The sequence below is a fragment of the Arenimonas terrae genome (assembly GCF_006265115.1).
Lineage (GTDB): Bacteria > Pseudomonadota > Gammaproteobacteria > Xanthomonadales > Xanthomonadaceae > Arenimonas > Arenimonas terrae.
On the sequence record NZ_SMDR01000002.1, the window covers coordinates 127891 to 148045 of the forward strand.

The following is a 20155-nucleotide window of genomic DNA, read 5'->3' on the forward strand; positions in this document are numbered from 1 at the left end:
TCAGCGCGCCAGCAGCGAGATGACCTGGACCACGCAGGCCAGGATGAAGCCGGCGAGGAAGAAGATGTACGACAGCCGCAGGTAGCGGTACTTGTGGTTGGCCAGATACCAGCCGAGCGCATAGGTGTCGCGCGCCATGGTCTCGTAGACCGAGCCGTCTGCCTTGAGCGCGCCGGCGATCTCGGCCAGGAAGCGCTCGCGCGGCAGTTCGGCGAAATGGCCGAAGAACAGCAGATTGAACTGCGGCGGGATCGTCCCGTCCACCAGCTTCAGCGGGCGGTACTTGGGCAGCACGGCCAGCACCGCCAGCAGCAGGGCCAGCAGGGTGAAGGCGGCCAGGGTCAGCGACGCGGTGCGCAGCACGGGGTCGCTCAGCCGCCCCAGCACCAGGGTCAGCACGATCGACGACATCGTGATGATGATGTTGGCCTTGGTGTCGGCCATGGCGGACAGCTGCACGTGGTGCATCTGCATCGTGCGCAGCAGGGTGTCGCCGGTGTTGCGTTCGGGCACCGCCGCGAACAGTTTTTCGACCTCGGCGGCGGGGGTTTCGACGGGGGGCATGGCGCGGTCCTCGGAGAGCCGCGCCATCATAGCGCCGGCCGCGCGGGCCGGCGCGTGCTGCAGGGTGCCGGCCTCAGGCCGCGGCGGCCAGGTCGCCGGCAAGCGCCGGCAGCGGCGTGCGGATCAGGTGGTCGAAGGCGCTGAGCGCGGCCGTCGAGCCGGCGCCCATCGCCACCACGATCTGCTTGTACGGCACCGTGGTGGCGTCGCCGGCGGCGAACACGCCCGGGACCGAGGTCTGGCCGCGGTCGTCGATGACGATCTCGCCGCGGGCCGACAGCTCGACCGTGCCCTTGAGCCATTCGGTGTTCGGCAGCAGGCCGATCTGCACGAAGATGCCCTCGAGCTCGATCCGGTGCGAGTTGCCGATCAACCGGTCGGTGTAGACCAGGCCGCTGACCTTCTGGCCGTCGCCCAGCACTTCGGTGCTCTGGGCATTGGTCAGCACGGTCACGTTCGGCAGGCTGCGCAGCTTGCGCTGCAGCACCTCGTCGGCGCGCAGCTTGCCGTCGAACTCCAGCAGGGTGACGTGGCTGACCAGGCCGGCCAGATCGATCGCCGCCTCGACGCCGGAGTTGCCGCCGCCGATCACCGCCACGCGCTTGCCCTTGAACAGCGGGCCGTCGCAGTGCGGGCAGTAGGCCACGCCCTTGTTGCGGTATTCGTTTTCGCCGGGCACGTTCATCTGGCGCCAGCGCGCGCCGGTGCTCAGGATCACGGTGCGCGACTTCAGCACCGCACCGCTGGCCAGCCGCACCCGCACCAGGCCATCCTCGCCCGCCGGCAGCAGTTCTTCCGCGCGCTGCAGGTTCATCAGGTCCACGTCGTAGTGGCGCACGTTCTGCTCGAGCGCGGCGGCCAGCTTCGGGCCCTCGGTCTCGGCCACCGAGATCAGGTTCTCGATGCCCAAGGTGTCGAGCACCTGGCCGCCAAAACGCTCGGCCGCGATGCCGGTGCGGATGCCCTTGCGCGCGGCGTAGATCGCCGCGGCCGCGCCGGCGGGGCCGCCGCCGACCACGAGCACGTCGAAGGCGTCCTTGGCGGCGATCTTCTCCGCTTCGCGCGCCACCGCGCCGGTGTCGATCCGGGCGACGATCTCGGCCAGCTCCATGCGGCCCTGGCCGAACACTTCGCCGTTGAGGTACACGGTCGGGACCGCCATCACCTGGCGCGCCTCGACCTCGGCCTGGAACAGCGCGCCGTCGATGGCCACGTGCGAGACGCGCGGGTTGAGCACGCACATCAGGTTCAGCGCCTGCACCACGTCCGGGCAGTTCTGGCAGGAGAGCGAAAAATAGGTCTCGAAGCGGAACTCGCCCTCGAGCGCGGCCACCTGCGCCAGCAGGTCCTGCGCTTCCTTCGACGGATGCCCGCCGACCTGCAGCAGGGCCAGCACCAGCGAGGTGAACTCGTGGCCCATCGGCAGGCCGGCGAAGCGCACCTGCAGGTCGGTGCCGGCGCGGCGGATGGCGAACGAGGGCTTGCGCGCATCGTCGTCGCTGCGCACGTAGGTGATCTTGTCGGACAGGCCGGCGATCTCGACCAGCAGCGCCTCGAGCTCGCGCGAGGCGTCGCGCTCGTCGAGCGAGGCGATCAGTTCGATCGGCAGCTGCAGCTTTTCCAGGTAGGCCGAAAGCTGCGTCTTGAGCTTGGCGTCGAGCATGGCGTTACTCCGAAAAGTGTGGCGGCTTGCGCCTGCGGCCGGCGGGCCCGCGGCAGGCGCAAACCTCCGGAACGCCGTCCCCGGGCGGGCCCGGGGACGGCGGAGGTCACGGTGTGGCGGGGATCAGATCTTGCCGACCAGGTCCAGCGACGGAGCGAGGGTCTTCTCGCCTTCCTTCCACTTGGCCGGGCACACCTGGTTCGGGTTCTTGGCCACGAACTGGGCGGCCTTGAGCTTGCGCAGGGTCTCGGAGATGTCGCGGGCGATCGCGTTGTCGTGGATCTCGGCCGTCTTGATCACGCCCTCCGGGTTGATCACGAAGGTGCCGCGCAGGGCCAGGCCCTCTTCCTCGATGTGCACGCCGAAGGCGCGGGTCAGCTGGTGGGTCGGGTCGCCGACCAGCGGGAACTTGGCCTTGCCCACGGCCGGCGAGGTCTCGTGCCAGACCTTGTGCGAGAAGTGGGTGTCGGTGGTGACGATGTAGACCTCGGCGCCGGCGGCCTGGAACTCGCCGTAGTTCTCGGCGGCGTCCTCGACCTCGGTCGGGCAGTTGAAGGTGAAGGCGGCCGGCATGAACACCAGCACGGACCACTTGCCCTTCAGGGTGGCGTCGGAGACTTCGACGAACTTGCCGTTGTGGAAGGCCTGGGCCTTGAACGACGGGATGGAGGTGTTGATCAACGACATGGGTTCAGTCCTTGGTTGGGGGAGAGGTGAATCGGAGACAGGGCGAATGGTAGGCTCACCCTATTGATATGTGAAAGTGATAGTTCCAATTAATTTAATAGGCAATAGCTATTTATGGCTTGCCCAAACCATTTTCAAGGCGTATTGATGCCGCAGGCTCGATAGGCCGGAGCGATAACCCATGAACCTCCGCGATCTGCGCTACCTCGTCGCACTGGCCGAACAGCGCCATTTCGGCCGCGCCGCGGAAGCCTGCCACGTCAGCCAGCCGACGCTTTCGACCCAGATCAAGAAGCTGGAGGACGAGCTGGGCGTGGCCCTGGTCGAACGGGCACCGCGCCAGGTGATGCTCACGCCCGCGGGCCACGACATCGCCGCACGCGCCCGGCGCGTGCTGGCCGAAGTGGACCAGATGCGCGAAACCGCGCGCCGCACCGCCGACCCGGAAGCCGGCAGCATCCGCCTGGGCCTTTTCCCGACGCTCGGCCCCTACCTGCTGCCGCACGTGGTGCCGCGCATCCGCGCGCGTTTCCCGCGCCTGGAGCTGCTGCTGGTCGAAGAGAAGACCGAAACCGTGCTGCACATGCTGCGCGACGGCAAGCTCGACGCCGCCGTGCTCGCCCTGCCCCTGCACGAGGACTGGCTGGAAACCGAGTTCCTGTTCGAGGAGCCCTTCCTGCTGGCCGTGCCCGAAGGCCATCCTCTCGCCGAGAAGCATGAGCTGCGCCTGGCCGAACTCGACCACGAACGCCTGCTGCTGCTCGAAGAAGGCCACTGCCTGCGCGACCAGGCGCTCGAGGTCTGCACGCTCGCGGGCGCCGGTGAAAAGGAAGGATTCCGCGCCACCAGCCTGGAAACCCTGCGGCAGATGGTCGCCGCCGGCGTCGGCGTCACCCTGCTGCCGATGCTGGCGGTGAAACCGCCGGTGTCGCCATCGGAGAACATCCGCCTACTGTCCTTCCGCGATCCGCCGCCGACGCGGCGCCTGGCCCTGGTATGGCGCAAGAGCTCGGCCACCGCGACTTTCCTGCACAAACTCGCGGCCGTGCTGCGCGATCTGCCGCCGGGCCTGCTGACCGCTCCCGGCCCGTTGCCGCAGCGCAACGCACCACGTCGCGCCAAGGCTTGAAGCCACCGCGGGGCCGGGCTATGGTGCGGCCACAACCTGTAGACCCCCGGGCGGCGCGCCACGCGTGCCGCCCGTTTACTTTTGGAGGCCCGTGCAAATGAACGTTTCCCTTCCGCCGATCACCGTTAGCAGCCGCGACCTCGCGCGCCTCGAACAGCTGCTCGATTCGCCCGGCCTGCGCCACGTGCCGGCCGCACTCGCCCTGGGCGAAGAACTGCAGCGCGCGACCGTGCTGCCGCCCGAGCGCATGCCGGCCGACGTGGTGACGATGAACTCCACCGTGCTGTGCGTGGACGAGATCAGCGGCGAACACCACCAGGTCACGCTGTCGTATCCGCGCGACGCCGACGTGGCCGCGCATCGCGTGTCGGTGCTGGCGCCGGTCGGCAGCGCCCTGCTCGGCCTGTCGGTGGGCAGCGTGATCGACTGGCAGGCGCCCGGCGGCCGGGCCCTGCGCGTGCGCGTCACCGGCATCCGCTACCAGCCGGAAGCCGCGGGCGACCTGAACCGCTGAGCCGGCGCCCGGCGCTTCGACGCGCCCGCGCCGCCGGTCTATGCTCGTCACGCCCCGGCCCCGCCGGGGCGATGTTCCGGACCTCCACCAGGGACGACGCCGATGAAGCTCAAGGGCTCCAGGACCGAAGACAACCTCAAGGCCGCCTTCGCCCGGGAATCCCAGGCCAACCGCCGTTTTTTGTACTTCGCGCAGAAGGCCGACATCGAAGGCCACAGCGATGTGGCGGCGATCTTCCGCTCCACCGCCGAAGGCGAGACCGGCCACGCGCACGGCCACCTGGAATACCTCGAGGCCTGCGGCGATCCCGACACGGGCCTGCCGATCGGTGCCACCGCCGACAACCTGCGCGCGGCGATCGCCAGCGAGATCCAGGACGGCAGCGAGCTCTACCCGCGCATGGCGCAGATCGCCCGCGACGAAGGCTTCGACGAGATCGCCGACTGGTTCGAAACCCTCGCCAAGGCCGAGGGCTCGCACGCCGGCCGCTTCCGCAAGGCGCTGGAGGACATGGGCAAATGAGCCGGCGCCCGCGGCTGGCCTGTCCGGCGCCGCGCCGCTAGGCTGGCCGCATGCCCCGCTGGACCTGGATCCTGATCGCCGCCGGCCTCGCCGCTCTGCTCTGGGCGTCGCGGCAGGCCCCTGCCCCGGCGCCAGCCCAGGCCCTGTCCGGCGGCTCGCCGGTGGCCTGCGTGCTGCCGCCGATGTCCTCGGCCGCCGAAGGCACGCGGCAGTCGGAGGTTCCGCCGGCGATGGCGGCCTTCCGCATCGGCGAATTCACCGTCTCGCCGCTGGCCGGCTTCAGCGCGCAGGCGCGGGTGCTGTCGCGCCAGGACTACCGCTTCGGGCCCGGGTCGGACCTCTCGCCCACGGACCTCGCCCTGGGCTGGCAGCGCATGGCCGACCCGGCCAACTATGGCCGCCTGGACATCTCGCAGTCGGGCCGCTGGTACCACTACCGCTGGGGCGCGGAAGGCCCGCCGCTGCCGCTGGACGAAATCATCCGTTCGAGCGCCAACATGCACCTGGTGCCGGCCGACGAAAACGTGGCGCGCGCACTGTCGCGGGTGCGGCCGGACCAGACGGTGCGGCTGCAGGGCTGGCTGGTCGAAGTGCGGCGCGACGACGGCTGGACCTGGCGCAGCTCGCTGACGCGCGAAGACAGCGGCGCCGGCGCCTGCGAACTGATCTACGTCTGCGCGCTGTCGTCCTACTGATTCAGTAGCGCAGCGTCGCCAGCAGCGGCGACGCCGAGGTCCAGCGTGCGCGGCCGCCGAGCGCCGCGAGCTCGATCAGCACCGCGCCGCCCGCCAGCTCCACCTCGAGCCCGGCCAGCAGCGACGCAGCCGCCGCCAGCGTGCCGCCGGTCGCCAGCACGTCGTCCACCAGCAGCACGCGGTCGCCCGGCGCCAGCGCGCCGCGCTGCACCTGCAGCCGGTCGCTGCCGTACTCGAGCGCGTAGGCGATCTCGTGCACTTCGCCAGGCAGCTTGCCCGGCTTGCGCACCGGCACGAAGCCGACGCCCAGCTCGCGCGCCATCGCGGCGCCGAAGATGAAACCGCGCGCCTCGACGCCGGCGACCGCACCCAGCCGCGCGTCGCGCCAGGGCGCCGCCATGGCCGCCACCGCAGCGGCGAAGGCCGGGCCGTCGGCCAGCATCGGCATGACGTCCTTGAACAGGATGCCGGGCTTGGGGAAGTCGGCGACGTCGCGGATGAGTCCGGAGAATCCGTCCACGCTCAGGCCTCGTCCGCGCCGACGCGCTCGGTTTCCGCGCGCGCCGCCGCGTCCCATTCGCGCATCGCCGGCAGGGCGAAGACCGCGTCCATGTAGGCGCTGGCGGTGTCGTCGGTGCGCACGCCGTAACCGCGGAAACGGACGCAGACCGGCGCGAACATCGCGTCGACGATGCCGAAACCGCCGCACAGGAAATCGCCCTGGCCGCCGAAGCGGGTGCGCAGCCCGCGCCACAGTTCCTGCACGCGACCGATGTCGCGCTCGGCGTCGGCGTCCCAGCGGTAGCCGTTGGGCTGGCGGCGCACGTTCATCGGCAGCTGGCCGCGCAGCGCGGCGAAGCCCGAATGCATTTCCGAGGCCGCGCAGCGCGCCAGCGCGCGCGTGGCCAGGTCGGCGGGCCAGCCGCGGCCCTGCAGCCAACGGTCGTTGGCGTACTCGCAGATGGCCAGCGAATCCCACACCGTCAGCTCGCCGTCGCGCAGCACCGGCACGCGCCGGGTCGGCGACCAGCGGCCGACCTCGGCGTGGAATTCCGGCGTGTCGAGCGGCAGCCGCACCTCGTCGAAGGCGACGCCGAAATGCCGCAGCAGCAGCCAGGGCCGCAGCGACCAGGAGGAGTAGTTCTTGTTGCCGATGACCAACGTAGTTGCCATGACGCCTCGAAAGGAAAAGGAAAAGCCGGGGCGCACCACGCGAGGCCCCGCAGCCCCTCAGCTGAAAATCTGGTTGCCGCCGTTCTTGGCGGCGATCTGCGCCGCGCGCGCCGCGCGTTCGATCAGGGCGGCGGCATCGCGCTCCTCCGGTCCGGCATGGGCCACGCCCACGCTGACCGAGAGGCCGGTGGCGGCGATGCGGGGATCGACGGCCAGCCGCGTGACGGCGGCGCGCAGGCGGTCGGCATATTCGCGCGCCTCCAGCAGGCGCCGCCCCTGCGCCACGACCAGGAACCCGTCGGGGCCGGAACGGCCGACCTGGTCGCCATAGGCGATCTCCTCGCGCAGCAGGTCCGCGACCGGGCGCAGCCCGGTGACCGCACCGACTTCGCCACCGGCCTCGCGCAGCGCCGGCAGCTGGTCGAGCACCACGCAGAGCAGACTCAGCGACTGCTGCTTGAGGCGGGCCGCATCCAGTGCCGTGCCCAGGTACTGGCGCAACGCTTCCACGCGCAGCACGCCCGTGGCCGGATCATTGTCGGCGGCGCGCTGCGCGCTGACCGTGCTCGAGGCCTCGTCGCCGGCCATGATCGCCATCGCGGCGAATTCCGCGCACAGCGCCAGCTCGGCGTCGCTGTAGGTGACGTCGGCCTGGCGTTCGACCAGCAGCGCGCCCCAGCCCGGCCTCGGGATCGGCAGCGGGATCACCGCCAGCTGTACCTGGTCGAGCGGGCCGGGCCCGTCGAAGTCGATGCCGATCTGCTGCGGCGCGCGCAGGCGGCTGAGGTTCTTGAGCAGGGTCGAGCGCTGCGCAAGCAGTTCGCGGTAGCGCGGCTCGGCGGTCGGCGGTTCGGCCTGCAGCAGGTCCTCGCCGTGGAAATGCATGGCCACGACGGCCGCCGAACTCTGGTTGAGCACCGGCTTGAGGCCGTCGAGCAGGCGCCGGAACGCGATCCACTTCAGGTCGCCGTCGGCGGCGTTCTTGAGGCCGGCCTGCAGGCCCTCCTCGAGACGGGTGCGCGCCATGGCGATCTTCTCGGCAGCCGACGGCTCCGGCGGCTCGGCGCGCTTGCGCATCGCCCAGCGCTGCAGGCGCGCGCGGATCCAGGGCAGGCCCAGGTAAAGCGCCATCGCCACCGCCAGCAGAAACTGGGCACCGTAGAGGTTGAACAGGCTGGGTGCCGCCAGCTGCCTGTCCGCCAGCACCCGCATTACCACCGCGCCGGCCACGGCGAGCAGGGCCAGCACCGGGCCCCAGCGGTAGCTGCGCGAATCGAGCAGGAGCATCAGCAGGCAGGCCAGCAAGGCCAGCACGTAACCGCCCCAGGCGGCCCATTGCAGCTGGTGGGCCTGCACGCTCGGCAGGAACAGCAGGCTGTAGACCGCTGCCGCCACCAGCAGCCAGCCCAGGCCGCGCATCCAGGGCACCAGGCCCGGCGCCGACTTGGCCAGACCCGAATAATGGCGCGTGGCCAGCACCAGCGGACCCGCCCCCAGCAGGAACAGCGCCAGCGGCGCCGTGGCGCCCAGGCTCGCCAGCCTGGCGATCTCGGGCAGCGAATACAGATGGCCATTGATGCCCAGGCAGGCCAGCCAGGCGGTCAGCGCCGCCGCACCCACCGCCAGCGCGCCGGACCGCGGATCTTCGTAATGGCGGACCAGGGACAGCGCCGCCACCAGCAGGAACAGCAGATAGGTGTAGCGGAACAGGCTGCGCGCCGACGATGCTTCCAGCGCGGCCTGGGTGCTGTCCATGACGCGCAGGTGCAGGCCGCCGCTGACCTTGCCTTCGATCTCGAGGTAGAGCTCGGTCTTGCCCGAGAGCCCCGGGGGCAGCGGCAGCTCGAAGTTCGCGGGCCAGGGCGAATCGTCGGGCCCCGCCTGGAAGAAGCTCTCCTCCGCCACGGCCTGGCCGATCGGCGGTACCCGCAGACGCAGCCGATCCAGAGGCACCCGGGGCAGGACCAGGCGCCAGCGCGCGGAGTCGCCGGGCGGCAGGTCGACGCGTACACGGACCCAGATGGTCGTGCCGTCGCGCGCTGAGAACGGGAAGCCCGGCGTCAGCACCGGCGTGAAGCCCGGCTGGGCGCGGCCGCTCAGGATGGCGCCCAGGGTGGTTCCCACCGGCGTTTCCATGACGGCCAGCTCCACCGGCAGGCCCACCGCAGCGGCAGCGGCAGGTGCCGGCGACAGCATCGCGGCCAGGAACCCGAAGGCGAACAAACAGGCACGCGCGATGCGCAAGCGTCTCTCCCCTAAACATGCCCCCCGGCCGGTCGATTCTAACCATGTCGGGGCCTTCCGTTCAGCCGGCGGTCGGGGCAGGCCCCAAGCCGGTAAACTGGGCGGCCTTCCACCCCCACGCCCGGACGCATGACCGCCACGCCCGCCCCCGCCGACGCCACCGCGCCGGAAAAGAACGATTTCATCCGGCAGATCATCCGCGAGGACCTGGCCTCGGGTAAGCACGCGGCCGTACGCACGCGCTTCCCGCCCGAACCCAACGGCTACCTGCACATCGGCCACGCCAAGTCGATCTGCCTGAACTTCGGCATCGGCCAGGAGTTCGGCGGCCTGGTGAACCTGCGCTTCGACGACACCAACCCGGCCAAGGAAGACCCCGAGTACGTCGAGGCGATCAAGGAAGACGTGCGCTGGCTGGGCTTCGAGTGGGCCGAGCTGCGCCATGCCTCGGACTATTTCGAGGTGTTCTACCGCAGCGCGCTCAAGCTGGTCGAGGACGGCAAGGCCTACGTCTGCGACCTGACCGCCGAACAGGTGCGCGAGTACCGCGGCACCCTGACCGAACCGGGCCGGAACTCGCCCTTCCGCGACCGCAGCGTCGAAGAGAACCTGGACCTGTTCCGGCGCATGCGCGCAGGCGAGTTCCCGGACGGCGCCCGCACCCTGCGCGCCAAGATCGACATGGCCAGCGGCAACATCAACCTGCGCGACCCGGCGATTTACCGGATCAAGCACGTCGAACACCAGAACACCGGCAATGCCTGGCCGATCTATCCGATGTACGACTACGCGCACTGCCTCAGCGACGCGCTCGAAGGCATCACCCACTCGCTGTGCACGCTCGAGTTCGAGGACCACCGCCCGCTGTACGACTGGTGCGTGGACCACGTGGACCTGGTGCGCAACCCGCAGCTCTACCAGCCGCTGGTGGACGCCGGTTTCAGCGTGCCGGCCGCCAAGCCGCGCCAGATCGAGTTCTCGCGCCTGAACATCAACTACACCGTGATGAGCAAGCGCAAGCTGCTCGCCCTGGTGGACGAAGGCCTGGTCAGCGGCTGGGACGACCCGCGCCTGCCGACCCTGCAGGGCCTGCGCCGCCGCGGCTGCCCGCCGGCGGCGCTGCGCCTGCTCGCCGACCGCGTCGGCATCAGCAAGCAGAATTCGCTGATCGACTTCTCGGTGCTGGAAGGCTGCATCCGCGAGACCATGGATTCGGCCAACGCGCGCCGCCTGGCGGTGATCGACCCGCTGAAGCTGGTGATCACCAACCTGCCCGCCGGCCACGCCGAATCGCTGACCTTCTCCAACCACCCGAAAAACGCCGAGTTCGGTGAGCGCGAGGTGCCGTTCTCGCCCGAGCTTTGGATCGAGCGCGAGGACTTCATGGAAGTGCCGCCCAAGGGCTTCCACCGCCTCGTGCCCGGCGGCGAAGTGCGCCTGCGCGGCGTCGGCATCGTCAAGTGCGACGAAGTGGTCAAGGACGGCGAGACCGTGGTCGAAGTGCGCTGCACGCTCGACCCCGACACCCGCGCCGGCCTGCCGGGCGCCGACCGCAAGGTCAAGGGCACCATCCACTGGGTCAGCGCCGCGCACGCGATCGAGGCCGAAGTTCGCCTGTACGACCGCCTCTTCAGCGTGCCCGACCCGGACAAGGACGAGGCCGGCAAGACCTACCGCGACTACCTGAACCCGGAATCGGTCCGGGTCGTGCGCGGCTACATCGAGCCGTCCGCCGCGGCGCTGGCGCCGGAAACCAGCGTGCAGTTCGAACGCCTGGGCTTCTTCACCGCCGACCGCCGCGACCACGCACCGGGCAAGCCGGTGTTCAACCGCACCGTCACCCTGCGCGACACCTGGGCCAAGGCGTGATCTACGCCCAGCTCCACCTCACCCTGCCGGCCTGGATCCACGAGGAAGTGGACGGCAACCGGCTGTACCCGGACGCCGAGAGCCGCATCGCCCTGGCGATCCAGCTCTCGCGCCGCAACGTCGACCACCGCAGCGGCGGTCCGTTCGGCGCCGCGGTGTTCACGGGCGAAGGACGGCTGGTGGGCGTGGGCGTGAACCGCGTGGTGCCGCACAACTGCTCCGCCGCGCACGCCGAAGTGATGGCGCTGACCACCAGCCAGCAGCGTGTGCAAAGCTTCCGCCTGAACCAGTCGGGCGAACGTTTCATCCTGGCCACCTCGGCCCAGCCCTGCTCGATGTGCTACGGCGCGCTGATCTGGGCCGGCATCGACGAGCTGCTGATCGCGGCGCGCGCCGACGACGTGCAGCAGCTGGCCGGTTTCGACGAAGGCCCGCTGCCCGCCGACTGGAAGGGCGAGCTGGAAAAACGCGGCATTGCCGTGAAGACCGACCTGATGCGCGACCACGCGCGCGACGTGCTGCGCGACTACGGAGAATCCGGACTTGTCTACTGACGGCCTGCTGGCCTACTGCCGCCCCGGCTTCGAGCCCGAGCTCGCCGCCGAACTGGGCGAGCGTGCGGCCCTCGCCGGCTTTCCGGGTTACGCCCGCGCCGAACGCAACACCGGCTACGTCGAGTTCCTCGGCGTCGAGGACGGCGCCGGCCTGGCGCGCGCCCTGCCCTGGTCGACGCTGATCTTCGCGCGGCAGAAACTGCGCCTGCTGGCCGACCTGCCCGGCATGGATCCCAAGGACCGCATCGCACCGATCATGGAAGCGCTGGGCGGCCGCGGCCGCCACGGCGATGTCTGGGTCGAACATCCGGATTCGGACGAAGGCAAGCAGCTCGCTGGCCTGGCCCGCGCGCTTGGCAACGCCCTGCGCCCGGCCCTGCGCCAGCGCGGCCTGATCACCGAGAAGGAAGACCCGCGCCTGCCGCGCCTGCACGTGCTGCTGCTCGCCGGCGACCACGCCCTGCTGGGCAGCGCCGAACCCAAGGACGCCTCGCCCTGGCCGCTGGGCGTGCCGCGCCTGCGCGCCCATGCCGACGCGCCCAGCCGCAGCGCACTCAAGCTCGAGGAAGCGCTGATGATGCTGCTGACCGAAAAGGAGCGCGCCGAGTTCATCAAGCCGGGCCTGTTCGCCGCCGACCTCGGCGCCGCGCCCGGCGGCTGGAGCTGGGTGCTGGCCCGCCAGCACATCCGCGTGTTCTCGGTCGACAACGGCCCGATGGCGCAGAGCGCGCTGGACATGCCGGTGATCGAGCACATCCGCGCCGACGGTTTCCGCTGGCAGCCGCCCAAGCCGCTGGACTGGATGGTCTGCGACATGGTCGAGTCGCCGCGCAAGGTCGCCGACCGCATGGCCACCTGGTTCCGCGAAGGCTGGTGCAAGCACGCGATCTTCAACCTCAAGCTGCCGATGAAGAAGCGCTGGGACGAGACCCGCGACTGCCTGCAGCACTTCGTCGACCACGCCGGCCGGCCGCTGACCCTGCGCGCCAAGCAGCTCTACCACGACCGCGAAGAGATCACGGTCTATGCGGGGTAAGGTCTACGCGCTCTGCGCTACGCCCCCCACGATCGAGAAGCCGATCGTGGGCCCCCGCAGCGTTTGCTTCCAATCCCCGCGCCTTCGGCGCGCCCCCTTGCTAAGGGGGCTCGCGGTGGCGTTGATCCTGGGATCCGTGGCCGCACAGGCCGACGATTATTTTTCGAAGGTGGACCGCGACGGCGACGGACGCGTGTCGCTGCCCGAGTTCCTCGAGCGCATGAGCTTCGCCTTCCGGCAGATGGACGTGAACCGCAACGACGTGCTCGAGCCGCACGAGCAGCACATCCCGGACGCACCGACGATCACCCTGGCCCAGCACCACGAGCGCTTCACCGCGCAGTTCACCCGCCAGGACGCCGACGGCAACGGCAGCCTCAGCCCCGCCGAACTCCTGGCGCCGCCGCGCTAGGACGCGCAAGTGCCGCGGGAGGGCAGGATGCCCGGAGCGGCGATGCACACTGACGTGCGAATGCCGCGGGAGGGCAGGATGCCCGGAGCGGCCGCCGCGCTAGGACGCGCCCTACCCTTCGTATTCCTGCGCCTCGACATCGCTCGCCAGGTAGGGCGACACGAAACCGGCGATCGCGAACAGCGACATCGCCACCATCAGCAGCAGCGTGAACAGGATGCCGACGAAGCGCCCCGGGCTGGCCGAGGAACTGCGGCTCAGGCCCCAGGCGTGCAGCACGCGCGACACCAGCAGGGTGGCGCCGAAACCGTGGATCACCGCGTTCGGATAGCCGTTGAGCTCCATGCCGCCGAGCAGCAGCAGGGCCAGCGGCAGGTATTCGACCGCATTGGCGTGGGCGCGCACGCGCTTGACCATCTCGTGGTCGCCGCCGTCGCCGATGCCGATCTTGTGGCTGAGCCGTCGCGCCATCACCCGCCCGGCGAGGGTCAGGACCAGCAGGGTGCAGAGGCCGGCATAAAGCAGGGTGATCATGGCTTTTCCAGGGGCGGGGACGTGGCGGAATGATCCGCGCCGCGCGGCCGCGGCGCAATGCCGCCGTCAGATCAGCCCGTTGCGCCAGGGCCCGGTGATCGCCACGGTGAAGCCCGGCGAGTAGACGTTGGCGAACAGCCATTTCCCGTCCGGCGAGAAACACGCGCCGGCCCACTCCTCGTCGCGGAAATCGCCGGCGAAGCCCATGTGCCCGTCCAGGCGCACGTTGTTTCGGCAGAACTCGAACAGGCCGCCGGCGGCGGTCATGCCGTACAGGCGCTGCACCGGCTGCTCGGAATCCTCGCAGATCACCAGGCCGCCGCGTGGGCTCAGCACGACGTTGTCGGGATAGTCGAGCACCGCCGGATCGGGCGACTCGAAGACCAGCTCCAGCATCTCGTCCTTGGGGTGATAGGCCCAGACCTGGCCGCAGGTCGCGTCGCCGCCGTTGGTGGCGGTGAAATAGACCCGGCCCTCGCCGACGAAACAGCCCTCGAGCCGGGTGAAGCGCGAGCCGCCATTGGCCAGGCCCTGGCGCACGACGCCGCGCGGGCCGTTGTCGCTGTCCACGCCACGCTCGGGGTGTTCGATCTCCACCCACTCCACCTTCAGCCGCTCGCCCATGCGCCGGCCCGAGCGCAGGTCGGGCGCGCCGATGGCCTTGAGCATCTGCAGCCGGCCGCCGCGCACGGGCTCGCCCTTCACCTTCGGGATCATCCGGTAGAAACCGGCTTCCGGCTCGACGTCCTCGGTGAGGTAGAAGATGCCGGTGTCCGGATCCACGCTGACCGCTTCGTGCTTGAACTGGCCCATGTCCACCAGGGCCTCCGCGCGCGACAGCCCTTCGGCCGGCACCTCGAACACGAAGCCGTGGTCCTTGCCCAAGGGATATTCGACGCCGGCCAGCGCGACGTTGCCAGCGGCGCTGACGAACTCCTCGCAGCTCAGCCAGGTGCCCCAGGGTGTGGTGCCGCCGGCGCAGTTGTTGACGGTGCCGCCCAGCGACGGCCGCGCGTCGATCAGCTTGCCGGCCCGCGCATCGAAGCGCAGGGTTGCGGTGCCACCGCCGCATCGGGGGTCGTAGGTCGCCGCCGCGGGCGCGAAGCTGCCCCAGCCGGCCGTCACCTCGTGGTTGCGCACCAGGGTGACGATGTCGCCCTCGGTCCGCACCACGCCCATGCCGTCGTGCGAATCGGGGGTCTTCTGGCCGTCGGCCATCAACTCGTGGGTCCAGCCGAAGCTGGTGTAGCTGAAGCCTTCCGGCAGGCGCAGCAGCGGCAGGCCGGTGTTGAGGTCGCGCACGACCTTCAGCGGGCCGTAGCCCGGGTGGCTGTCGGCGCGTGCGCCGGCCTGGGCCAGCAGTTTTCCAATCGGGCTCAGGCCGAGGGCGGCGGCGCCCAGCCCGAGGCCGGCCGAACGCAGCAGGCGGCGGCGGGAGTTCGGCTCATGGGCGTCGTGGGTCATGCGCAGGGTCTCGGGCGGGCGACCCCGCATTCGATCAACGGAATGTCACAGCCGTATTACGGCACGTCGTCGAGGATCTCGATGCCGGTGGCGACGATGCGCAGCTCCTGTGCGGCCGGGGCGGCGGCGCCGTCGTCCTCGACCAGGTGCCTGGCGTGTTCGGCGCTGATCGGCTCGACCTGCAGCACGCCCCAGGCATGGGCGACGCCGGCCGAATCGGTGGGCACGGCGAACCCGTGGTCCTTGGCCATCACCCGGGCGCTGTGGCCGTCGGCTTCCAGCACGACCCAGCAACCCTTCTTCTGGCAGACCTGGGTGATGCGGCCGCTGAAGCGCATCGGCTTGCCGGCGTAGGCGGCGGGATCGGCGGCGGCCACGGCGATCGACACCGGTTCGCTTTCCGGCATCGCCTCGCCATAGGGCGTGGCGTGCGAGGCGAGCGCGGCGGGAGCGATCAACAGCAGCAGCATCGGCAGGAAACGGCGCATGGTCTTCTCCTCAGGCGGCCAACGATCGCGCCACCAGGGCCGCGACCTCGTGGGTGGTTCCGAACTTCCCCTTCGCATCGCGGGTCACCTGGGCCAGCGCGCAGCCGTGGTCGTGGGTGAAGTAAAGGTGCACGTTGCGGGCGAGCTTGTCGTCGAGGAAGGCGCGCTTCTCGTCGATCAGCATTTCCGGATAGCGGTCGTAGCCCATGGTGATCGGCACATGCACCCAGGCGCGGCCGGGGATCAGGTCGGCGCAGAACACCAGGCCGCCATGCGGCTGGCCGTGGTCGTCCTGCGGGCCGACGATCTCGGCCAGCATCAGGCCCGGCGTGTGGCCCTGGCTGAAGTGGAAACGCACGCTGTCGCCGAGCGCCTTCGAATGCTCGCCGCCGACGAGTTCGAGCCGGCCGCTGGCTTCCAGCAGCGGCACCAGCTCCGGGATGAAGCTGGCGCGGTCGCGCGGATGCGGGTTGCGCGCGCGCTCGAAATGCTCGGCTCCGACCACGTAGGTCGCGTTCGGGAACAGCAGCGAGTGCGCCGCGCCCTCCTCCCACGCCGCCAGCAGGCCGCCGGCGTGGTCGAAATGAAGGTGGCTGAGCACCACCACCTCGATGTCCTCGTGCGAGAAGCCGGCCTCGGCGAGCGAATCGAGCAGCACGTGGCGCGCTTCGACCACGCCGAAACGCTCGCGCAGCTTCGGTTCGAAGAAGGCGCCGATGCCGGCCTCGAACAGCACGGTCTTGCCGTTGAGCGGGCTGGCCAGCAGGGTGCGGCAGGCCAGCGGCACGCGGTTGTGTTCGTCCGGCGGCAACCACTGCGCCCACATCGCCCGCGGCGCGTTGCCGAACATCGCGCCGCCGTCCAGGCGCTGCGAGTTGCCCATGATCGACCACAGTTTCATGTCCTGCTCCTCGCCGGCCGGTGGCTCAGCGGTAGATCGAAGTCTTGTCCGAAGTCGCGCCCTTGCCCACGCCCTTCCAGCGCGGATCGGCGCCGGCCTCGACCGCGCCGGTGCCGCGGTTCCACAGCACCACGTGCATGTTGCCCCAGGGGCTTTCCGCGACCTTCAGCTCGTGCCCGCGCCCGCGCAGCGCGGCGATCTGGGCCTCGGTGAAGGCGCCCGGTTCGGCCTGCAGGACGTCGGGCAGGTACTGGTGGTGGTAACGCGGCCGGTCGGCGGTGGCCTGGGCGCCGCGCCCGTCCATCAGCTCGAACAGGCCCAGCAGCACCATGGTGACGATGCGGCTGCCGCCCGGCGTGCCGAGCGCCGCGACGCGGTCCTCGCCGATCAGGAAGGTCGGCGTCATGGACGACAGCGGGCGCTTGCCCGGCGCGATGGCGTTGGCATCCTCGCCGACCAGGCCGTAGGCGTTGGGCACGCCCGGCTTCACCGAGAAGTCGTCCATTTCGTTGTTGAGCAGGAAGCCGGTGCCGGGCACCACCACGGCATTGCCGTAGGGCAGGTTCACCGTCTGCGTGACCGCCGCCAGGTTCCCCTCGGCGTCGATGATCGAGAAGTGGCTGGTGTCCGGACCCGACGGCGACAGCGTCGCGCTGGGCAGCAGGTCGCTGGGCGTGGCGCGCTCGGGATGGATGCCGGCGCGCAGGCCGGCGGCGTATTCGCGGCTGGTCAGCAGCGGCACCGGCACGTCGATGAAATCCGGATCGCCCAGGTAGGCGGCGCGGTCGCGGTAGGCGCGGCGCATGGCTTCGACGGTGAGGTGGTAGCGCGGCACGGCGTCGAGCTTCGGGTAGTCGTAGCCTTCCAGGATGTGCAGGATCGTCGCCAGCGCCACGCCGCCCGAGGACGGCGGCGGCGCGGTGACGATCTCGAAGCCACGGTGGCGGATGCGGATCGGCTCGCGCTCGACCACGCGGTATTCGGCCAGGTCGCGCTCGCTCCAGATGCCGCCGGCGCGGCGCACGCCCGCGACCAGACGCTTCGCGTAGGCGCCGCGGTAGAAGCCGTCGGCTCCGCCGCGCGCGATCAGCTCGAGCGTGCGCGCATAGTCCTCGTTGCGCATCAGCGTGCCCTGCGCCGGCACCTGGCCGTTGCGCAGGAACAGCGCGGCGGCGGCGGGGCTTCGCGCCAGCACGTCGCGCCGGTAGCCGAGCATGACGGCGTTTTTTGGACCGAAGCGCCAGCCTTCGCGCGCCAGGCGGATCGCCGGCGCCAGCGACTTCGACAGCGGCAGGCGGCCGTAGCGTTTGGCCAGATGTTCCAGGCCGGCCGGCAGGCCGGGAATGGCCGCCGCCAGCGCACCGTCCACCGAGCGCTCGCGCACGGCATTGCCCTGCGCGTCCAGGAACATGTCGCGGGTCGCGGCGAGCGGCGCGCGCTCGCGTGCGTCCACGAACACGTCGCGGCCGTCTTTCGCGGACCGCAGCAGCATGAAGGCGCCGCCGCCGATGCCCGAGCTTTCGGGTTCGACCAGGCCCAGTGTCGCGCTGACCGCTACTGCCGCGTCGAAGGCGTTGCCGCCCTGCGCCAGCACTTCCAGGCCGGCGTCGGTGGCGTAGGCGTTGGCGCTGGCGATCGCCGCCTGCGCCGGCCGGGCGGCGGGACGCGGCGCGTCGGCGCGCGCAGCAGGAACCAGCAACAGCAGGGCGAGGAACAGTTGGCGGATCATGCGGCGGATTTCCCCTGCATCAGCGCGTGGTACTTGGCGAGCAGCTGCTCGCGGGATTCGGGGTTGTCGCCGTCGAGGTCGATGCATTCGACCGGGCAGACCACCACGCACTGGGGTTCGTCGAAATGGCCCACGCACTCGGTGCAGCGGCGCGGGTCGATGACGTAAATGGTTTCGCCCTGGCTGATCGCGTCGTTCGGACAGGCCGGGGCGCAGACGTCGCAGTTGATGCAGAGCTGGTTGATCAGCAGGGACATGGGATTGCCCTGCGCCCCGGCACGCGGCCGGGGCGCGGGCGGCGACTCACTTGGCTTCGACGAAGATGTACTTGGCGCCGGCCGCCTCGACGGCGGCCTGCACGCGGGCGGAATCTTCGGCCTTGCCGATGAACAGCACCTGCGAGCCCTTCAGGGCGTCAGGTTCCGCGCCGGTGAAGGCGGTGGTGATCAGGTCGGCCATCTTGGCGCTGTCCGGCGAACCGAAGGCCAGCATGTTGCCCGGCAGCACGGTGCGCTGCACGACGGCGGTGACGTTCTCGAGCTGGCGGTCGTACTGGGACTTGCCGTCCTGGTCGCCCTCGGCCGGCTCGGCGCTGTTGGCCGGCAGGTAGTAGGGGAAGGTGCGGTCGGTGACGCCGGCCTGGTTCTGGCCGACGACCTTGCCCAGGTATTCCTTCCAGGCCATGTCGTCGGTGCCGGTCGGCGCGGTCAGCACGGTCGGCGCGGGCGGCGCCTCTTCGGCCTTCTGGCAGCCGGCGAGCAGGGACAGCGAGAGCAGCAGGGCAAGAGAAACAACAGCGCGATTCATGGTGATACCTCTTGTGAGTGGGTCTCAGGAACGCTTCCAGCGGGTGGACAAGGCCTGGGCGACGGCCGGGTGCACGAACCCGGATACGTCACCGCCGAGCCGGGCGACCTCGCGCACCAGGCTGGAAGAAATGAAGCTGTGCTGCTCGGCCGGCGTCAGGAACAGGGTCTCGACGTCGGGGATCAGGTGCCGGTTCATGCTGGCCAGCTGGAATTCGTATTCGAAGTCCGAAACCGCGCGCAGGCCGCGCAGCAGGACGCCGGCGCCGACTTCGTGCACGAAGTGGGCCAGCAGCGAATGGAAACCGCGCACTTCGATATTGGCGAAACCCGCCAGGGCGGTGCGGGCGAGCGTGACCCGCTCGTCCAGCGGCAGGGCCGGCCCCTTGCCCGGACTTTCGGCGACACCCACCACGACCCGCTCGAACAGGGTCGAAGCACGCGCGACCAGGTCGATGTGACCGTTGGTGATCGGGTCGAAGGTGCCGGGATACAGCGCGACACGGTTTCGGGCCAGGCTCATGCCGAAGGGGTGACCTGCGGATTGGGTTCGCTGGCGATTGTAGCAGCGGTTTCCGGGGCCGCACCGTTTCCGGACCGGAACAGGGCATAGCGGACCTCGCGGGTCTGGCCCTCGCGGTGCAGGCGCCAGCCGGACGGCAACAAGAGGGCGGTTTTCAGCGGCGTTTCCACGTAGATCCAGGCGTCGGACGCGAGCCAGGGCCCCAGCCGGCGGGCCGCTTCTTCCCACAGGCCGGCCTCGAAGGGCGGGTCCAGGAACACCAGGTCGAAGCGTTCGCCCGGATCCTGCTGCAGCCACGACAGCGCGTCGGCGGTGACGACGCGCAGGCCCTCGACCTTGAGCCGGCGGGCGCTGTCGCGCAGGCCCTCGGCCAGGCCGGGGTCGCGCTCAACCAGGGTGGTCGCGCGGGCGCCGCGCGAGCAGGCCTCGAAGCCCAGCGCCCCCGTGCCCGCGAACAGGTCCAGCACCCGCGCACCCGGCAGCATGGGCTGCAGCCAGTTGAACAGGGTCTCGCGCACGCGGTCGGCGCTGGGGCGCAGGCCGGGCCGGTCAGGCACCGGCAGCTTCGAACCGCGCAGGTGGCCGGCGATGATGCGCACCTGGCCGGGGGGGCGTGGGTTCATCGGGGAGTCCGGGGGGCGGGTGGTA

Annotated in this window: 23 protein-coding genes; 8 read left to right on the plus strand and 15 right to left on the minus strand. The window is 70.4% G+C overall.

The annotated features are described in order from the left end of the window. The 3 genes from E1B00_RS15815 to ahpC all read right to left on the minus strand — a co-directional run bounded on the left by E1B00_RS15815 (position 1) and on the right by ahpC (position 2914). Positions 1-564, minus strand: a complete 564-nt coding sequence (locus E1B00_RS15815) for a Pycsar system effector family protein (protein WP_246048638.1) — start codon at positions 562-564, stop codon at positions 1-3. A 73-nt stretch (positions 565-637) separates the two neighbouring features. Further along, positions 638-2227, minus strand: a complete 1590-nt coding sequence (gene ahpF / locus E1B00_RS09330; protein ID WP_139448060.1) for an alkyl hydroperoxide reductase subunit F — start codon at positions 2225-2227, stop codon at positions 638-640. A gap of 123 nt (positions 2228-2350) precedes the next feature. Then, positions 2351-2914 (minus strand): alkyl hydroperoxide reductase subunit C, encoded by a 564-nt coding sequence (gene ahpC, locus E1B00_RS09335; protein WP_139448062.1) that lies wholly within the window; start codon positions 2912-2914, stop codon positions 2351-2353. A gap of 181 nt (positions 2915-3095) precedes the next feature. Here ahpC and oxyR point away from each other — a divergent pair, with 181 nt between their 5' ends. The 4 genes from oxyR (at position 3096) to E1B00_RS09355 (ending at position 5774) form a co-directional block, all read left to right on the plus strand. After that, on the plus strand, positions 3096-4043 hold the full coding sequence (oxyR, locus tag E1B00_RS09340; protein WP_139448064.1) for a DNA-binding transcriptional regulator OxyR: 948 nt from the start codon (positions 3096-3098) through the stop codon (positions 4041-4043). 97 nt (positions 4044-4140) lie between these two features. Next, positions 4141-4557 carry a nucleoside diphosphate kinase regulator gene (rnk, locus tag E1B00_RS09345; protein WP_139448066.1) on the plus strand — a complete coding sequence of 139 codons (417 nt, stop codon included), beginning with the start codon at positions 4141-4143 and terminating at the stop codon, positions 4555-4557. 102 nt (positions 4558-4659) lie between these two features. Beyond that, positions 4660-5079 (plus strand): rubrerythrin family protein, encoded by a 420-nt coding sequence (locus E1B00_RS09350; RefSeq protein ID WP_139448068.1) that lies wholly within the window; start codon positions 4660-4662, stop codon positions 5077-5079. A gap of 50 nt (positions 5080-5129) precedes the next feature. Then, complete coding sequence (locus E1B00_RS09355) at positions 5130-5774, plus strand: hypothetical protein (protein ID WP_139448070.1); 645 nt, start codon at positions 5130-5132, stop codon at positions 5772-5774. A 1-nt stretch (position 5775) separates the two neighbouring features. Here the strand turns inward: E1B00_RS09355 and E1B00_RS09360 are convergent, their stop codons facing one another. From E1B00_RS09360 to E1B00_RS09370, 3 genes are read right to left on the minus strand one after another with little or no spacing between them, the layout of a single operon-like run. Then, the gene (locus tag E1B00_RS09360) at positions 5776-6294 is read right to left on the minus strand and encodes an adenine phosphoribosyltransferase (RefSeq protein WP_246048640.1); all 519 of its coding nucleotides are present in this window, start codon (positions 6292-6294) and stop codon (positions 5776-5778) included. 2 nt (positions 6295-6296) lie between these two features. Beyond that, positions 6297-6947 carry a glutathione S-transferase family protein gene (locus E1B00_RS09365; RefSeq protein WP_139448074.1) on the minus strand — a complete coding sequence of 217 codons (651 nt, stop codon included), beginning with the start codon at positions 6945-6947 and terminating at the stop codon, positions 6297-6299. 57 nt (positions 6948-7004) lie between these two features. After that, a complete protein-coding gene (locus tag E1B00_RS09370; RefSeq protein ID WP_139448076.1) occupies positions 7005-9191 on the minus strand; it encodes a diguanylate cyclase domain-containing protein in 2187 nt (728 codons plus the stop codon). A 129-nt stretch (positions 9192-9320) separates the two neighbouring features. On the opposite strand from E1B00_RS09370, the gene E1B00_RS09375 reads away from it, so the two are divergent. The 4 genes from E1B00_RS09375 (at position 9321) to E1B00_RS09390 (ending at position 13062) form a co-directional block, all read left to right on the plus strand. Continuing rightward, positions 9321-11060, plus strand: coding sequence for a glutamine--tRNA ligase/YqeY domain fusion protein (locus E1B00_RS09375; RefSeq protein WP_139448078.1), 1740 nt, complete (start codon positions 9321-9323; stop codon positions 11058-11060). Beyond that, positions 11057-11614, plus strand: a complete 558-nt coding sequence (locus E1B00_RS09380; RefSeq protein ID WP_139448080.1) for a nucleoside deaminase — start codon at positions 11057-11059, stop codon at positions 11612-11614. Before E1B00_RS09375 ends, E1B00_RS09380 begins: the two co-directional genes overlap by 4 nt. Then, entirely contained in the window at positions 11604-12650 is a 1047-nt protein-coding gene (gene rlmM / locus E1B00_RS09385) for a 23S rRNA (cytidine(2498)-2'-O)-methyltransferase RlmM (RefSeq protein ID WP_139448082.1), read from the plus strand. The genes E1B00_RS09380 and rlmM overlap by 11 nt, the downstream gene beginning before the upstream one ends. A 115-nt stretch (positions 12651-12765) precedes the next feature. Further along, entirely contained in the window at positions 12766-13062 is a 297-nt protein-coding gene (locus E1B00_RS09390) for an EF-hand domain-containing protein (protein ID WP_246048643.1), read from the plus strand. A 111-nt stretch (positions 13063-13173) separates the two neighbouring features. On the opposite strand, the gene E1B00_RS09395 is transcribed toward E1B00_RS09390, so the two are convergent. The 9 genes from E1B00_RS09395 to rsmD form a co-directional block, all read right to left on the minus strand. Further along, complete coding sequence (locus E1B00_RS09395; RefSeq protein WP_139448086.1) at positions 13174-13596, minus strand: MAPEG family protein; 423 nt, start codon at positions 13594-13596, stop codon at positions 13174-13176. Between the two features lie 66 nt (positions 13597-13662). Then, positions 13663-15060 carry an alkaline phosphatase PhoX gene (locus E1B00_RS09400; protein ID WP_139448088.1) on the minus strand — a complete coding sequence of 466 codons (1398 nt, stop codon included), beginning with the start codon at positions 15058-15060 and terminating at the stop codon, positions 13663-13665. Between the two features lie 56 nt (positions 15061-15116). Beyond that, positions 15117-15548, minus strand: a complete 432-nt coding sequence (locus tag E1B00_RS09405; RefSeq protein WP_176693191.1) for a DUF4920 domain-containing protein — start codon at positions 15546-15548, stop codon at positions 15117-15119. 10 nt (positions 15549-15558) lie between these two features. Then, positions 15559-16449 carry an MBL fold metallo-hydrolase gene (locus tag E1B00_RS09410; RefSeq protein WP_139448092.1) on the minus strand — a complete coding sequence of 297 codons (891 nt, stop codon included), beginning with the start codon at positions 16447-16449 and terminating at the stop codon, positions 15559-15561. 25 nt (positions 16450-16474) lie between these two features. Beyond that, entirely contained in the window at positions 16475-18178 is a 1704-nt protein-coding gene (ggt, locus tag E1B00_RS09415; protein ID WP_220396266.1) for a gamma-glutamyltransferase, read from the minus strand. Further along, positions 18175-18435: a YfhL family 4Fe-4S dicluster ferredoxin gene (locus E1B00_RS09420; RefSeq protein ID WP_139448094.1), complete on the minus strand. Its 261-nt coding sequence runs from the start codon at positions 18433-18435 to the stop codon at positions 18175-18177. Before E1B00_RS09420 ends, ggt begins: the two co-directional genes overlap by 4 nt. 46 nt (positions 18436-18481) lie before the next feature. Beyond that, positions 18482-18985 (minus strand): hypothetical protein, encoded by a 504-nt coding sequence (locus E1B00_RS09425; protein WP_139448096.1) that lies wholly within the window; start codon positions 18983-18985, stop codon positions 18482-18484. Between the two features lie 24 nt (positions 18986-19009). After that, on the minus strand, positions 19010-19507 hold the full coding sequence (gene coaD / locus E1B00_RS09430) for a pantetheine-phosphate adenylyltransferase (protein WP_139448098.1): 498 nt from the start codon (positions 19505-19507) through the stop codon (positions 19010-19012). Next, complete coding sequence (gene rsmD / locus E1B00_RS09435) at positions 19504-20130, minus strand: 16S rRNA (guanine(966)-N(2))-methyltransferase RsmD (protein WP_139448100.1); 627 nt, start codon at positions 20128-20130, stop codon at positions 19504-19506. The genes coaD and rsmD overlap by 4 nt, the downstream gene beginning before the upstream one ends. Positions 20131-20155 lie beyond the last annotated feature (25 nt).